Origin of the sequence: Rothia sp. HMSC065G12, from assembly GCF_001811455.1 — a bacterium.
GTDB lineage: Bacteria > Actinomycetota > Actinomycetes > Actinomycetales > Micrococcaceae > Rothia > Rothia dentocariosa.
Genome location: NZ_KV804814.1, coordinates 148283 through 163627 on the forward strand (window position 1 = coordinate 148283; position 15345 = coordinate 163627).

12 protein-coding genes and 4 tRNA genes are annotated in these 15345 nt (G+C 55.8%); 6 read left to right on the forward strand and 10 right to left on the reverse strand.

Translation table 11 applies throughout. The annotated features are described in order from the left end of the window. The first annotated feature begins 47 nt into the window (after positions 1 to 47). The gene (locus HMPREF2804_RS04940; protein WP_048753197.1) at positions 48 to 1043 is read left to right on the forward strand and encodes an LLM class flavin-dependent oxidoreductase; all 996 of its coding nucleotides are present in this window, start codon (positions 48 to 50) and stop codon (positions 1041 to 1043) included. A 169-nt stretch (positions 1044 to 1212) separates the two neighbouring features. Next, on the forward strand, positions 1213 to 2151 hold the full coding sequence (locus tag HMPREF2804_RS04945; RefSeq protein ID WP_004005385.1) for a cation diffusion facilitator family transporter: 939 nt from the start codon (positions 1213 to 1215) through the stop codon (positions 2149 to 2151). A 73-nt stretch (positions 2152 to 2224) separates the two neighbouring features. On the opposite strand, the gene HMPREF2804_RS04950 is transcribed toward HMPREF2804_RS04945, so the two are convergent. The 5 genes from HMPREF2804_RS04950 to HMPREF2804_RS04970 all read right to left on the reverse strand — a co-directional run bounded on the left by HMPREF2804_RS04950 (position 2225) and on the right by HMPREF2804_RS04970 (position 6984). Further along, positions 2225 to 2296, reverse strand: a tRNA-Thr gene (locus tag HMPREF2804_RS04950). A gap of 1 nt (position 2297) precedes the next feature. Further along, positions 2298 to 2371: transfer RNA gene (locus HMPREF2804_RS04955), tRNA-Met, on the reverse strand. A 29-nt stretch (positions 2372 to 2400) separates the two neighbouring features. Next, positions 2401 to 2472, reverse strand: a tRNA-Thr gene (locus tag HMPREF2804_RS04960). 207 nt (positions 2473 to 2679) lie between these two features. Continuing rightward, complete coding sequence (locus HMPREF2804_RS04965; RefSeq protein ID WP_070627547.1) at positions 2680 to 4767, reverse strand: DEAD/DEAH box helicase; 2088 nt, start codon at positions 4765 to 4767, stop codon at positions 2680 to 2682. Positions 4768 to 5232: 465 nt separating this feature from the next. Then, complete coding sequence (locus HMPREF2804_RS04970) at positions 5233 to 6984, reverse strand: DUF2079 domain-containing protein (protein WP_070627549.1); 1752 nt, start codon at positions 6982 to 6984, stop codon at positions 5233 to 5235. A 219-nt stretch (positions 6985 to 7203) separates the two neighbouring features. Here HMPREF2804_RS04970 and HMPREF2804_RS04975 point away from each other — a divergent pair, with 219 nt between their 5' ends. Beyond that, positions 7204 to 8343: a DNA-3-methyladenine glycosylase family protein gene (locus tag HMPREF2804_RS04975; protein ID WP_246824156.1), complete on the forward strand. Its 1140-nt coding sequence runs from the start codon at positions 7204 to 7206 to the stop codon at positions 8341 to 8343. 101 nt (positions 8344 to 8444) lie between these two features. Here HMPREF2804_RS04975 and HMPREF2804_RS04980 read toward each other — a convergent pair whose 3' ends face one another. From HMPREF2804_RS04980 to HMPREF2804_RS04990, 3 genes are all read right to left on the reverse strand, one after another. Beyond that, a complete protein-coding gene (locus HMPREF2804_RS04980; protein WP_004005389.1) occupies positions 8445 to 8810 on the reverse strand; it encodes a thioredoxin family protein in 366 nt (121 codons plus the stop codon). A gap of 178 nt (positions 8811 to 8988) precedes the next feature. Next, positions 8989 to 9070: transfer RNA gene (locus tag HMPREF2804_RS04985), tRNA-Tyr, on the reverse strand. 145 nt (positions 9071 to 9215) lie between these two features. Next, on the reverse strand, positions 9216 to 9572 hold the full coding sequence (locus HMPREF2804_RS04990; RefSeq protein WP_048753678.1) for a hypothetical protein: 357 nt from the start codon (positions 9570 to 9572) through the stop codon (positions 9216 to 9218). A gap of 149 nt (positions 9573 to 9721) precedes the next feature. On the opposite strand from HMPREF2804_RS04990, the gene HMPREF2804_RS04995 reads away from it, so the two are divergent. Further along, complete coding sequence (locus HMPREF2804_RS04995; RefSeq protein ID WP_048753676.1) at positions 9722 to 10213, forward strand: YajQ family cyclic di-GMP-binding protein; 492 nt, start codon at positions 9722 to 9724, stop codon at positions 10211 to 10213. A 106-nt stretch (positions 10214 to 10319) separates the two neighbouring features. On the opposite strand, the gene htpX is transcribed toward HMPREF2804_RS04995, so the two are convergent. Continuing rightward, entirely contained in the window at positions 10320 to 11201 is an 882-nt protein-coding gene (htpX, locus tag HMPREF2804_RS05000; RefSeq protein WP_004005394.1) for a zinc metalloprotease HtpX, read from the reverse strand. Between the two features lie 293 nt (positions 11202 to 11494). On the opposite strand from htpX, the gene HMPREF2804_RS05005 reads away from it, so the two are divergent. Together HMPREF2804_RS05005 and HMPREF2804_RS05010 are read left to right on the forward strand one after the other, a co-directional pair. Continuing rightward, entirely contained in the window at positions 11495 to 12073 is a 579-nt protein-coding gene (locus HMPREF2804_RS05005) for a Fur family transcriptional regulator (protein WP_004005395.1), read from the forward strand. 129 nt (positions 12074 to 12202) lie between these two features. After that, positions 12203 to 13693, forward strand: a complete 1491-nt coding sequence (locus HMPREF2804_RS05010) for a catalase (protein WP_048754369.1) — start codon at positions 12203 to 12205, stop codon at positions 13691 to 13693. Between the two features lie 217 nt (positions 13694 to 13910). Here HMPREF2804_RS05010 and HMPREF2804_RS05015 read toward each other — a convergent pair whose 3' ends face one another. After that, entirely contained in the window at positions 13911 to 15266 is a 1356-nt protein-coding gene (locus HMPREF2804_RS05015) for an SseB family protein (protein WP_048753674.1), read from the reverse strand. Positions 15267 to 15345: the final 79 nt, after the last annotated feature.

The following is a 15345-nucleotide window of genomic DNA, read 5'->3' on the forward strand; positions in this document are numbered from 1 at the left end:
GAGCGTAGACTAAAAGGGTACTTTTTCTCGTTCTGAAAGGAGCCATCATGTCTATCCCGTTCTCGGTTCTTGATCTTATGCCCACGCGCCCCGATGATTCTCACGCGCAGACCATGCGCAAGACGGTTCAGGCGGCGCAGGCGGCTGAGCGTTTTGGGTTCAACCGTTTCTGGGTTGCCGAGCATCATAACGCGGGTTCGCTGCTTTCTTCGGCGACGGTCGTGGTGATGGCAGAGCTCGCCGCCGCAACCGAGCGCATCCGGGTGGGTTCGGGCGGCATTATGCTCCCCAACCACGCCCCCTATGTAGTGGCAGAACAGTTTGGCACCTTAGAGGCGTTCCATCCCGGGCGCATTGATCTGGGTTTGGGCCGCGCACCCGGTACCGACCCTATGACCGCGCAGGCGCTTCGTCGCGATAATTCTGCGGCCATGAATTTCCCCGCCGAGGTAGAAGAGATTCAGCGCTATCTGGGTGAGCCCTCCCCCATGCGCCGCGTACACGCTATCCCCGGGCAAGGGTCCAATGTGCCGCTCTATATTCTGGGGTCATCAACTTTCGGGGCCTCTTTGGCGGCTAAGCTGGGTCTGCCGTTCTCGTTTGCTTCACACTTCGCCCCGGCTGCCCTGCAGGATGCGCTCAATGTCTACCGCAATAACTTCACCCCGTCGCAAACCCTGGATAAACCCTACGTTATTGTGGGTGCAGGGTCGCTGGTTGCCGAAACGGATGAGCAGGCGCAGCATCTTTTCACGACTGCGCAACAGCACGCCCTGGGGATTATTCGCGGGCGTCCGCAGTTCTCTCCGCCAGTCGACGATATGGAAAAGCTGTGGAGTCCTGCCGAGAAACGGCATATCTCCTCAATGCTTCAGGAGGCGGTGGTCGGTTCCCCACAGACGGTTCAGAGCAAGCTCGAAGATTTGGTTGCCCGCACCGGTGCAGACGAAGTGATTATCACGAGCACGCCGTGGGAGTTTGAAGACCGCATTCGAAGCTACGAATTGCTTTCGGAGCTGCCGATTTTCCAGAAAACCAATTAGACTAACGAGGATTTATCTCACCTCTTCTGAGCGATTTACCACATACTTCTGGCATGTCTTGGCATAAGGTTTATGAGGCTTTACCCTAGATATATAAAATAACTTTTATATATTATTGGTAAGCCCCTTCCCCACACCAAGACATGCCAGAACAACAAAAGGTACGCTCATGAGCTCGGAAGACCAGTATTCTTCTGCCCGCACCCGTTCCCAGAACCCAGACCTGCGTCCGCGAATTGCACTCGCCTTTGGGCTTGCTGCAGCGATTGTCGTAATCCAGTTCGTCGGATCTCTTATGACGGGCAGTCTCGCCCTTCTTACCGATACGGCGCACGCGCTCACCGATGCCTCCGGACTGCTAGTCGCTTTGATAGCGGCGACTCTCGCGCTGAAGCCCGCAACGGCACAACGAACCTGGGGATTCCGACGCATCGAAGTTCTTGCAGCACTCGCCCAAGCCACCTTACTGATGGCGGTCGGTCTTTATGCGGCCTTTGAAGGGATTCATCGTCTCTTCGAGCCTCCAGAGGTACCGGCTTCCGAACTTTTGCTCTTCGGCGTCATTGGTTTGGCGGCAAATATTGCCGGAATCATGGTGCTTTCTGGGCGCCGTGATGCGAACTTTAATATGCGCGCTGCGTTCCTTGAAGTCCTCAACGATGCACTTGGTTCCGTGGGCGTCATCGTCTCTTCACTCGTTATAGTCTTCACCGGCTTCATGCAGGCCGATGCCATTGCGGGCTTATTCATTGCGGCGCTAATTGTTCCTCGCGCGGCAAAGCTCATGCGTGAGACCACCGGTGTACTGATGGAGTTCTCTCCCCAAGGGCTGGATCTTGAAGAAGTGCGTCGCCATATATTGACCGTGCCGGGTGTACATGAGGTTCACGATATACATGCCTCAACCATAGCAACGGGTCTGCCCGTACTGACCGCTCATATCGTTATCGCCGATAAATGCTTCACGAATGGTGAGGCCCTGGAAATCTTGCGGCAAGCCCGAACCTGCGTATCCGAGCATTTCGAGGTATCTATTAGCCACTCGACCTTCCAGCTTGAGAATGCGCTTTTCGGGCAGACAGAACCCGAAGAGACCCAACACCCTTAGATACGTGTGACCCATTTAGCCACCCGAAAGGCACAAACAAAAAAGCCTGCCTCATACGAGACAGGCTTAGCTGAGCCCCGACCGGGAATCGATCCCGGGACCTCCATCTTACCAAGATGGCGCTCTACCACTGAGCTATCGGGGCGTAGCGGTGGACGGGCTCGATCCGTCGACCTCACGATTATGAGTCGTGCGCTCTAACCAGCTGAGCTACACCGCCAGAACATCAACCTTGCAGGCCAATGCGAGAGCCCCGACCGGGAATCGATCCCGGGACCTCCATCTTACCAAGATGGCGCTCTACCACTGAGCTATCGGGGCAACAGATAAAAGTTTACAGTATCCTAAACCACCCGCGCAAATAAGGGTTAGGTGTTCTGTGACACTTTGTTTTAGCCCTAAAAATAGGCGTTTTTACACCGTTTATTCGCGGATGCGCCCACCGGTTTTTCCGTCCACAATACCGGCGGGCGCATCCCGCTTTTATGAAATAACGAAACGCCTTATTTTACGGCTAACTTTCACAGACTAGTAGCGTTTACCGTGTGACTTTCCGCGGCGATCATCCCGACCACCACGGTGATCATCGCGACGGGACCGGAACCCGCCATCGCGGCGATCGTTGCGGCGGAAACTGCGGCCACCGCCTCCCTGAGGCCCCCGATCCTTACGGATGTTGATGAACTCACCGGCAATCTTGGTATCACGCAGACGATCGAAGAAACCCTTGGGCAGGTCTTCGGGAAGACCCACGATCGTGAAGTGCTGGCGAATATCGATCGAGCCGATCTGTGAGCCCTTAATACCGCCCTCGTTTGCAAGCGCGCCCACAATGGCAGAGGCTTTAACCCGAGAGGCGCGGCCCACGTTGAGTTTGTAGTTCACCATGCCTTCGTCGCTGTGGTTTCGCCCCTTCTTGGGCCCGCGTTTGCCGCGGTCCTTGGTGTCGTCGGCGAAAGCGCGGGATTTACGGGCAATATCGTCGTTTTCATCGAGGAAGAAGGCGCGACCTTGCTGTGCAATGACGGCGAGCGCGGCGGCAATGTCTTCTGCCGTGGTGTCGTGCTCGTTTTCATAGTCTTCGATGATCTTGCGGAAGAAGTTTAGGTCTTCCGTTTCGATCGTTTCGGTGATCTGCTCGGCGAAGCGCTGTTTACGGCTGCTGTTCACGTCTTGCGCGGTGGGCATATGCATTGGCTCAACCTTTTGACGGGTTGCCTTTTCGATCTGCCGCAGCATGTATTTTTCGCGCGGAGTTACGAAGAGTATCGCTTCGCCGTCACGCCCGGCTCGACCGGTACGCCCGATGCGGTGCACATAGGATTCGGTGTCGTGCGGAATATCGTAGTTCACCACGAGGGAGATGCGTTCAACATCCAGTCCGCGGGCGGCTACGTCGGTTGCTACGAGAATGTCGATGCGCCCGTCGCGCAGCGCATCCACGGTGCGTTCGCGCAGCTGTTGAGGAATGTCGCCGTTAATAGCTGCCGCTTGGAAACCGCGTGCCTTGAGTTTATCGGCTACTTCTTCGGTTTCTTTTTTGGTGCGCACGAAGACGATAATGCCGTCGTAGTTTTCGACTTCGAGCACGCGGGTCATGGCGTCAAGTTTGTGGGAGTGCATGACCTGCATGTAGCGCTGGCGGATGTTCGCCCCGGTGGTGGTCTTGGTTTTGACGCGCACCTCGGTGGGGTCGTTGAGGTATTGCTGGGCGATTTTGCGGATCGAGTTGGGCATGGTGGCTGAGAAGAGTGCCACCTGTTTGGCGTCCGGGGTGCCTTCGAGAATGGTTTCTACGTCTTCAGCGAAGCCCATGCGCAGCATTTCGTCGGCCTCATCGAGTACCAGGTACTGCAGGTTTGAGAGGTCGAGCGAGCCCTTTTCGAGGTGGTCGATCACGCGCCCGGGGGTACCGACGACTACCTGTGCACCGCGGCGCAGTCCGGCAAGCTGGGGTCCGTAGGGTGAACCGCCGTAGATAGGAAGCACGGTGAAGTCTTCCATGTGGGTTGCGTAGGAGGAGAAGGCCTCGGCAACCTGCAGGGCGAGCTCACGGGTGGGGGCGAGTACAAGCACCTGGGTGTCTCGGGAAACGCCGTTGATATCGGCAAGTTCTGCCATGCGGGAGAGCGCGGGCAGCGCGAAGGCTGCGGTTTTGCCGGTACCGGTCTGGGCCAGACCCACCACATCGTTGCCGTCCAGCAGCAGCGGGATGGTCTGTTCCTGGATGGGGGAAGGTTTCTCGTAGCCGACTTCTTCGAGTGCGGAGAGCACTCGGGGGTCTAGTCCCAGGTCGGTGAATCGGGGGCCTTCTTCGTGGCTTTCGTGAGTGTTGTCTTCAGTATTTTTCTTAGTGGCCGCGTTGTCTTCTCTAGACTCTGCTGTCATGCTTTCTGCAGCTTCTGCTTTATTGTTCGCGGGTTTTTCACCGGTTTCTAGGGAAGATTCTTCAACGGTTTTTTCTACAGATAAGGTCTCTTCGGTATTGCCGAGCGTAGCGCCTTGTTCAGCGTTTTCGGCAGGAATATTTTCAGTCACTTTTTCCTCATTTTGCTGGGGTGTTCGGGCGCACGCTTTTCGGCGCCGTTCGGATTCCCCTACACATTCCAGCCACATTCTGCGCGCCTTATTGTCAGGCGGGCGAGCAAGACAACGCAACCCGGGCATCCGGTAAGGCGGAGGCGCTCAGGGATAGTATTTCTCTACGCTGGGGGTTGGTCTTGAATTTCTCGGTGACACGCAAGTCTCGGCACATCTGGAATGAGGTGCGATGTGTATTGACGCCACGAGGCGGCATAGCATACTGAGTTCGGTGATTTTGAGTTCGGCGCCAAGAATGAGGTTAGTAACCGATTCGACCGGTTGGGGCGCACAAGACCTGTATCGGGGGTACCCGTCTTTATAAGTGTACCCTACTTTGGTGCGGCAACGCGCCGGATGCGCGCAAAACCCCGGTTTTTCACCGCGGGTTCTAAGCAAAATAGCCCCTTCAGGTCATGGAAACATGGATGTGCAAGGCTATTTCCCCATACTACTGCGCGCTTGCGGAATGCAGCGCGCAGGGCGGTGGGATGGGTACGCCTAAGATATTTTACGCACGACCTCAAGGGAACCGTAAGTACCCACCTGCGCATAGGGGTGCCCATAACGGTCAGCAGCATACTGTGCGGTGTTTTGCGGCGGGTTACCTCCCCACGCTGAGCCGCGCTTATCGATCACCACGTAGTCGGGCGCCGGTTCCCCCGCATGCCCAATCCAGTAGACGGTTCGACCCGGAATCAGCTGGGTGAGGGTCGAGAGGTCTGCCGCAACGCTTACATCCTGCGGTACCGCCTCAACCGCCTGCATACGGCTCGTTTCGGAGGCCGTCAGCCGGTTGTTGGTGAACGAAGACTTGGTCAAATCGGCAAGCGGCTGGTCGGATGCGGGCGTAACGGTCGGAATCACCGAGACCAGCAGCGCAACCGCCGGGAAGAACCAGAGCGGAACACGGCGGACGGACTGGCGCAGATTCTCTACCCATCCGATGGGTTTATCCCCGGTTTCTGCCGGTTCATCCTCTGATTCTTCGTCTTCCGCAAGCGGCTTAGGATGCGCCAGCACCTTCCCGTACCGCAAGTTGAGGATAACCTCTAGAAGAGCGAGGAACGCCACGGGCATCAGCACGAGCGAGTAGTGCCAGGTGCTCAGCCAGTACGCCTCCGTATTTGAGAGCAAACGCCACAGGAGCGTGGGTAGAATGACGATAGCGAACGGGCTTGCAACCCAGATGATCGCGCCGCAAAAGAGCAGCAGCAGAATCGTCCAGACCTTCTGGTCATAGTTAAAGATGGTGATCGCAGAACCGAGCGGATCGGCGAAAGCGCCGTATACATCAACCTTGTCGCCGTAGTCGAACTGCCCGTTGGCGTTAAAGAGCGGAAGAATGAGCGCAACCGCGGCATAAGACCAGAAGAGACCCCAGAGTATCAGCATGGTTGATTCAGCGGCACCCCGCGTCTTCACCCAGGAATTAAAGGTGTTGCGGATGCGCTCACCCCGCGGCAGCGGTTTACCCTCAGGATTCTGAGGGAAGAGTTCGTCGAGCCCTTTGCGTATCCACCCAGTTCGGATGAATGCGACAATACCGATCATCGCGGCAGTAACGCCCATATCTTCTTTGACGAAGGCGAGCGGTGCCGCCCACAGGCAGGCGCGAATAATATAGCGGGAGCGTTCATCAGCGTTGATGCGACCGGCAAGCACCAGGTTACCCAGCGCCCCACACAAGAACGGCAGAGCGAAGGCAACCTCATGGAATTGCGCAGCCACCGCCTGCTGCACCCCGTAGCTGAGGGCGAAGGCAGCACCCAGAAGAACACCCACAAAAGTTCCTGCGGGTTCGGGTTTGATGTTTGAGAGGGCACACGCCCGCTGTGTAAACCGCACCATCATATAGACGCTGGCGGCAATCATAAAATTCTGAACCACTAGAAGCGTCAGTGGCGAGGGGGAAACCGCATACACAGGCCCTAAAAGCACCAGAATAGGATGAAAATGATCGCCCCACAGATTAAAATCGGTCCCTTTAATCTGCACAATTGGCATGTCAAAATGCGAATATGCCTGCGCCATCTGCGTGAAAATCGCAAGATCCCATGAAGGGGTAATCCAGTGCTTAAGCTGCTGAACGGAGTAATAGCAATAGAGAGCAAAAACCGCTAGGGCAAGCATAATCGCCACCAGTACTCTGCCCGCGGTCACCGAACGATGTGCCCCGGTATGTTGTGATGCAGAATTTTTCGCCGATTTCTCGGTAGGTTCCGAGTCGGGTGCACTCACCTCAGCCGCCATGCGTTTTCCTCGTGTTTGTTGTGTTTGGTGCCCGGTGGCAAGCACACACGTTCTTAAGTCACGCTACGTCGCCGGTGCGCCCGCTCACCTGTGAAATATATAGTTACTACTCAGGGTATCCTATTATTAAACGTTATCCCGAGATCTGCGCCTTTTTTACGCAGTTAACTCAAGATATATCTCACGCGCATATTTTCTCCCCTACACGCTAAGGATGCTGTGCCCACCGAATCCGTGCCTGATGCCGCATACCGCATCGAGCTTTCCCGCTTACCGATGCGCACCTCGGCGCTGACGGCGCGCATCACGGTAGGGATACAGGCGCTTATTTACCCGCACGTTCCGGTGCATGTAGGGCAGACACTCGGTCGTTTACAGCGCGGCCCGACCGATCCGACTTTTCACCGTCTGCGTGCCCCGCGTTCTGAGCGCTCACGCACGGCGGACGACACCCTGTGGATCGGGGCGCGCACGCCGTCCCTGCAGCTGCCCGCGACCCTGTACTTTACCCGTCGTTTCGAGGGCGCAACCTCTGCGCTGAATGCTCCGGTTCAGGTTTGCCTATGGGCGGAGTCCTCCCCCGCTACACCCGACGATGCATTCCCCACCGAACAGGTCTACAGCGAGCTTGAAGACTTTGCCTCCCTTATGCCCGCGTGGCTGGGCCTGCACGATCCCCGAGAAGAATTTGCGAAGCTCCCCGCTTTTGAGCATCTGCCGCTAAAAATTCGGCGTGCTTATCGCGAGAATCCGGGGCTACGGCTGAGTGCATCCGGGCAGCTTACCCGGCATATGTTAGCGGCGATCTTAGAACAGCGGGTGACCCAACCGGAGGCTTTTGACGCACTGCGCTGGATTATCATGCGATACGGCGAGTCCGCACCCTTCAGCGGCAATTCGGCACAGCCTCCTCATCTGCGGGTGTACCCTACCGCTCAGGTTCTAGGCACAATTCCCTCATGGGATTGGCATCGTGCGCGGGTAGATTCCGCCCGATACAGCGCGATTTACCATTTTGCCCAACGTGCCGATGCGCTCGAACGCCTTGGGGCAACCGGTCGTATCGCGCACCTTGCGGCTGCGCTCGACGATATTCCGGGGGTTGGTCCCTGGTCGGTGGCGGAAGCTCTTCAAAGTTTCTGCGGGCATCCGGACGCTGTCAGCGTGGGCGACTACCACTTAGCGCATACAGTGGGGTTTGCTTTTACAGGAGAACGCACCGACGACGCCGGAATGCTTCGCCTGCTTGCCCCTTACGCCGGTCATCGGCAGCGGGTTGTGCGCCTTATTCAGGAGGCGGGCATTCGCAAACCCAGGTATGGTGCGCGTATCAGTATTCCGGATTACCGGGATTTTTAATATGCGTGTGGAGCCGGTACCGTAAAAAGTACCGACTCCACACGCATAAACCACCCTTCACCGGGCGGGTTTATCACCTAACTATCTCTATGATGAAATGGCTAGTTCTGCTCTGCAGTTGCCATTTCTTCACGAACCTTATCCATATCGAGTTCGCGGATCGAAGTAATCACCTGCTCAAACTGGGACTCATTGAGCGCACCGGGCTGGGAGAAGACGAGAATACCGCCGCGGAAACCCATAATGGTGGGAATGGAGGTAATGCCTGCGGCCTGTGCCAGCTGACTCTGATCCTCGGTATCCACCTTGCCGAAGACGATATCGCTGTACTTCTCGGAGGCTGCCTCGTAGACGGGAGCGAACTGCTTGCAGGGACCGCACCAGTCTGCCCAGAAATCGAGGAATACGATATCGTTACCCTCGACAGTCGAGGTAAGGTTCTGCTGGGTGATTTCAATAGTAGCCATGGAGATAACGCTACACCCTGCACGTACATTGCGCTAATTTTTCACTCACAGACTAATAAATAGTTTAAAGCGCGTCATAAACCCTATTTTTTTGCCGTGAGCGGGCATTTTTGTCGGGTGTGTGAGGGTGCCAGATGCAAAGAACCCGGCTACCGAAGTAACCGGGTTCTTTTTAGGGTGGCAGATGAGGGATTCGAACCCCCGTAGGCTGTGCCAGCTGATTTACAGTCAGCCCCCTTTGGCCGCTCGGGTAATCTGCCGAACTAGCTAGGCTAGAAGTTCGCTCAAGCGAACAGAGACTACTGTACAGGTTTTTAATGAACTTGTGAAGCCAGAGCCTAGCTTTGTGACGAATACAACTTTTTGGGCTGTTTTTCGTTTTCGGAGGCTGTTTTTCAGGCGAGTTTACAGGTCGCCGTCCTGCTCCATCAGAAGCGTAATTTCCAAATGCTCAAGATAGCGTAGCGCCTGTTCAACTGTGCACATCTCGCTTCGAATCTCACGAGCAAGATCGCGCCGCACTCCCTCGAAGCGGGCAACGAGTTTGGGATCTGTCAGCGTTGAGCCGATTCCCTCGAAGGCAGGAGGCTCAACAACATCCGAAGAATCTTCGCTCTGAACCGCATCCACTCGCTCTGCCTCAGGGATGTTCTCAGGTTCAGAACCAATCGAACTGTAGAGGTCAAGGAACAGCAGGGCTTCAGCATCGCGAGCTTCTTCGCGATTCACGCTGCCGGTCGTTGACGAGTATTGTGTAGCCATGTTTCCATTCTGGATGTTCAAGGTTAACAACAGCTGAGAAACGCATCAAAGAACCTGAAAATTATCTGTGAGCGCAACAGAAAACAGGTATTCTATGAGGGACAGATACCGTCGTATTCCGCACAAACACAACGAAAGGACATAGTTTTATGGCAAGCGAATCTTCTTTCGATATTGTCTCAAAAGTTGATAAACAAGAGGTCGCCAACGCCCTGCACCAGGCACAAAAAGAGGTTTCGCAGCGTTACGATTTCCGCGGTGTCGGTGCTGAGATCGACTTCTCAGGCGAGAAGATTCTCATTAAGGCAAACGCCCAAGAACGAGCTCTCGCGGTGCTCGACGTTTTCCAATCAAAGCTCGTCAAGCGCGGTATTTCGCTAAAGTCCCTGGACGCAGGCGACCCCTACGCTTCGGGTAAAGAGACCCGCATCGAATGCTCCATCAAGGAAGGTATCGCACAGGATCAGGCTAAGAAGATTTCCAAGCTGATCCGCGATGAAGGACCTAAGGGTGTGAAAGCTACGATTCAGGGCGATGAGCTACGTGTGTCCTCAAAGTCTCGTGATGATCTGCAGAGCGTGATTTCACTGCTTAAAGGTGCAGATCTTGACGTTGATCTGCAGTTCGTGAATTATCGCTAGATACCTCTGCTGTGCACGTAGCATCAGTGCACCATTAAGGCGGGGTGGTTACCAGTTCTGGTAACCACCCCGCCTTTCGCCTATAAGACAAACACGTACGCAGGTTTTATAGCTGACCGTTATCGCGCGCCATCTGCTGCAGGCGGGCGATGCGTTTATCCATCGGTGGGTGAGTAGACATGAGGTTCTTCAGGCCACCGAAGGGGTTCGCAATCATAGAGGCCGAAGTATTCACAACCTGCTGATTCTTGGGATCCATTGGGTAGAGCGAGACACCCTTCTCCAACTTATTCAGGGCGGAGGCAAGTGCAATCGGATCGCCCGTGAGCTTTGCACCGTCTTCATCGGCATCGTATTCGCGGGTACGGCTGATAGCCATCTGAATAACCGCCGTAGCAATGGGAGCCAGAAGCGACATCAGGATTATACTCAAGAAGTTTCCGCCGCCGCGCTCACGGTTCCCGCCCATCATGGAGCCAAAGCCAACAATCTGCGCCGCCGCCGTAATCAGGGTTGCGATACCGGCTGCCACCGAGCTTGTAAGAATATCGCGGTTGTAGACGTGCATGAGCTCGTGCCCTAGCACACCGCGCATTTCGCGTTCGTCAAGAAGCTGCAAGATACCCTCGGTACAGCAGACGGCGGCATTGCGCGGGTTGCGCCCGGTCGCGAAGGCGTTTGGAGTCTGGGTGGGTGCCACATATAGGCGCGGCATAGGCTGACCGGCGCGCGAGGAAAGTTCCTCGACGATGTCATACAGAACCGGAACCTCCTCGCGGGTAACGGCATAGGCGTTCATGGAACGCAGCGCGAGTTTATCGGAGTTCCAGTATGAATATGCAACGGTACCCAAGCTCACAAGGGCGAAACCCCAGATAAAAATTGAGCTGCGGAAGTATGTTGAAAGGCCGCCGCCGATAAGCATCAGCAGACCGACCATGCCGCCCAGCAGAAGGGCGGTCTTAAGCCCGTTATAGTGTTTGTGCATTGCGTGTACCTTTAGAAATCGTGTTGCCGTGAACGTATTAGATTACAGCATACGGGATATATATGAGGCAGACATCCAGATTCGCCACCAGCGTGTATTTCGTATTCTCGCATCCACAGGTTCCTCGAATGCGAGCAAGGTCACATGAAGTCTCGAAGTGTTCTGTTATCCCCCAGAAATTCGCAGTTTTAGCGACATAGTGTCATGGTGAAAGTACCCCGAACACGACTCTTATTATGAATTTATCGTAATTGTAATTGTGAAAAAGTCAGATTAACGGTAGAGTATTGTTCATGACCGAACCCCTAGATACGAACGCACACCCGGAACCCGAGCACCCTCTTCACGGATGCTCCCACACCGGCGTGCTACCGTTGGCAGCAGAATCCGCGACCGAACTTCTCACGGAATCTTGGTCGCAAAACTTGCGCGCTAAGGGGCGCAGGGTCACGAAACAGCGGCTTGCTGTTCTACGTGCGGTTCAGGCTCATCCCCATGCCAATGCCGAGGAAATAGTTACCGCTGTGCGGCAAGAGATTCCTACCATTACCGTGCAGTCGGTGTATGTGATCCTCACGGATCTGACGAATATCGACATGCTGCGTAAGTTTGAGCCGCCGGGAACCCCAGGGCTCTATGAGACTCGCACGGGCGATAACCATCACCACGCATTCTGCATTCGCTGCGGAAAAGTTCAGGATGTAGACTGCGCTATCGGCTCAGCGCCCTGCCTAACTCCCAGCGACTTCCACGGCATGGCGATTATCAGCGCAGATGTACTGTATCGAGGCGTCTGCGCAGACTGTCAAACTGAGGCAGAAGCAGAACTGGCGAAGAGCCAGGTGCAAGCCGCAGCGAGCGTTCAGCACTAACGAACCACATTCCCACACCTTACTCCGGGCGTGAAACAGCGCCTCGGTGTTCGTTAGCTGCACCCTAAAACAGGAAGAATGCTCGTCGAAAACCACCTAGCATCACCAAAAACACAGGGAGAAGCAAATATGTATCAGACCCCGCAGAACCCCATTCATCCCGGTTCTTACACCACCACGAGCACTGGCACGCCGGTGGCTTCAGATGATCATTCGCTCACCGTGGGAGCTGATGGTCCCATCGTTCTGCACGATGCTTACGCTGTTGAAAAGCTCGCTCAGTTCAACCGTGAACGTGTGCCCGAGCGTGTGGTGCACGCAAAGGGAACCGGCGCATACGGCTACTTTGAAACCACCGAAGATGTTTCGCAGTACACCCGTGCGGCGCTCTTTCAGCCGGGCGTTAAAACCGAGCTACTGATTCGTTTCTCGACCGTGGCGGGCGAATCCGGCTCCCCCGATACCTGGCGTGACCCACGCGGTTTCGCGGTGAAATTCTACACCACCGAAGGCAACTACGACCTGGTAGGCAACAACACTCCTATCTTCTTCATTCGCGATGCCATCAAGTTCCCCGACTTCATCCACTCGCAGAAGCGTATGCCCGGTTCGGGTCTGCGCGATCACGATATGCAGTGGGATTTCTGGAGCCTGAACCCCGCAACGGCGCATCAGGTAACCTGGCTGATGGGCGACCGCGGTTTGCCCCGAACCCTGCGCCATATGGACGGCTTCGGATCGCACACCTACCAGTGGATTAACTCCGAAGGTGAGCGCTTCTGGATTAAGTACCACTTCAAGACCGAGCAGGGCAACGAGTTCTTCACCCAGGCTCAGGCCGATGAAATGGCGGGTAAGGATGCTGACTTCCACCGCCGCGACCTGCGCGAGGCTATCGAGCGTGGCAACTACCCCGCCTGGACGCTCTACGTGCAGATCATGCCCTACGAGGACGCGAAGACCTACCGCATTAACCCCTTCGATCTGACGAAGATTTGGCCGCACTCAGATTACCCGCTGATCAAGGTGGGCCGCATGGTGCTGGATCGCAACCCTCAGAACTTCTTCGCCGAAATCGAGCAGGCTGCCTTCTCCCCCTCGAACTTTGTGCCCGGTATCGCGGCTTCACCCGATAAGATGCTGCTCGGTCGTATCTTCTCCTACCCGGATGCGCATCGCTACCGCATCGGCACCAACTTCGCACAGCTGCCCGTGAACGCACCACACGCGGCGCCGGTGAACAACTATTCGCATGACGGCTCGATGCGCTACAACTTCAACGACCCCTCCGTTCCCACTTACGCACCAAACAGCCTGGGCGGTCCGCATGCGGATGCGGAGCGCGCTGGCGAAGGTAGCTGGGAGTCTGACGGCGAGTTGGTACGCACCGCCTACACCCTGCGCCCGGATGATGATGATTTCTCGCAGGCGCGCATCCTCTACGAGGTAACCATGAACGACGAAGAACGCGAACGCCTGATCAGCAACATCTCTGGTCACGTAGGCGCTGTTCGTTCCGACGAGATTCGTGAACGCGCGTTCCAATACTGGGATAGCGTTCACCCTGAGCTCGGTTCTCGCGTTCGCGAGGCCGTGGCAGCCGCCGCATCTGGTTCATAAGATACGGCAGCGTCTGTTCTCCTGTAGATTCGAGAACATGACGCACAGCTGGCTGCTACTATGGGGTCGATGACTTTCAGTGAGGTGGAGTCACCGGCCCCATATTTTAAACCCGTTTGCAGGATTACAACCCTCTCCAAACACAAAAATCGTCCGGAAGAGACAACACCGTATGGGTGCTTCTTCCGGGCGATTTTTGCGTGACGGCTTTTATGAACTATGCGGATGCACTAGCACCAGCGGGAGAAGCGCCGAAGACCGCTTCCTGTTCACGCACAATATCGAGGAGTTCGCGGATCTGCTTGATGTCGAGCACAGCGCTGGGGTTGAAGTAATTGATCTGAATACCCGGGGCGTTGAGCTGCTCCGCGAGGGTCAGTACCTCAATCGCGTGTGCTACGCGCACCTCAATTGCAGGATCAATAGCGGCAACTTCAATCGGCGAGGTGAACGCCAGCATATTCGTGGGGTTGCCTTCATCATCGGGGACGAATGCCGGTCCCTGTACCTTACTCTTGGGGTCAATCGCCACCACCAGAATAGAGTTTGGTGCCACCAACGATCCGAGAAGCTGCTGCATATTGTCGTTGATAAGAGCCATTTTCGCGCCGTCATTGCGGGGCGAGTTCACAACCCACTGCACCTGGGCGCGCTCAATATAGCATTCGTGGTTAGAGCCCGGATCTATCGCAATCAGATCAAGATCGGGGTTGCTTAAGAAATCCATGAAAATCTTGACGGCGGGTTCGCGCAGAATCAGCTCGTCATCGTCGGAGTTTTCACGCATGTAGCTCTTCGAAACGTACTCTGCCGACGAGAATACGCATAGCGCCTGCATCCCGTTTTCAAGACGAATAACCTGGTAGCGCAGCTGCGATTCGGGACCAATATCAAGGTGCCCTGCAGGAACAATAGTTGAGCCGGAAGCATCCACGAGCAAATCGCCGCCGAGCATGGTGCGCACTACGTTAATGAGGGTTCGCTCTTTGACATCCTTCTTGAAAGCTTCGAGTGCAGCGGCGAGGTAGGGATTGGGAATTTCGTAATCGGTTTCTTTATGCAAGCCCGAAACATCGCGGGCGCGACCGTGCATACGTTCGGTCGCCCAAGCGGGAATACGCTCGGAATCGCGCGGGAACATGTGCAGATGCTCGCGTACATCCGAAGCACTCAGGGTTCCTTCAGTACCCCAGTTCTCCGGTTCTTCGTCGCGGTTATAAGATGCCCCCACACTGAACTTCGGTTCGGGCCAGTTATTGGCCGCCACCACCACAGATGCGGTAAACCAGGTGCCGCGGTTGCCGTCGTAGGCGGCGCGCTGGAGCTTGCGAAGATCGGGCAGTACGGGCGAATCTTCCTTGAGGGGGCCCACCGAACCGATGTACTCTTCGCCGTCACGGAATTCACGCACGCGAATATAGACCTGCCCGGCGAGGGGTTTTACGTCGAGGATCATCTCGCTCCACCCGGGCTCAGCCTTGACGACATCAAGAAGCCAGCTACCGATACGGTTGAGCGCATCCTGGGTGCGGGCGGCTCTACTCGTCGGTTCAGAACGTCGGGTATCCGTCATGGTTTTCCATTCCTTTATCGTCAGCTTGCATCTTAGGTCCCGGCGGGAAGCTACCCGCTACTCTATTGATTTTAGCGAA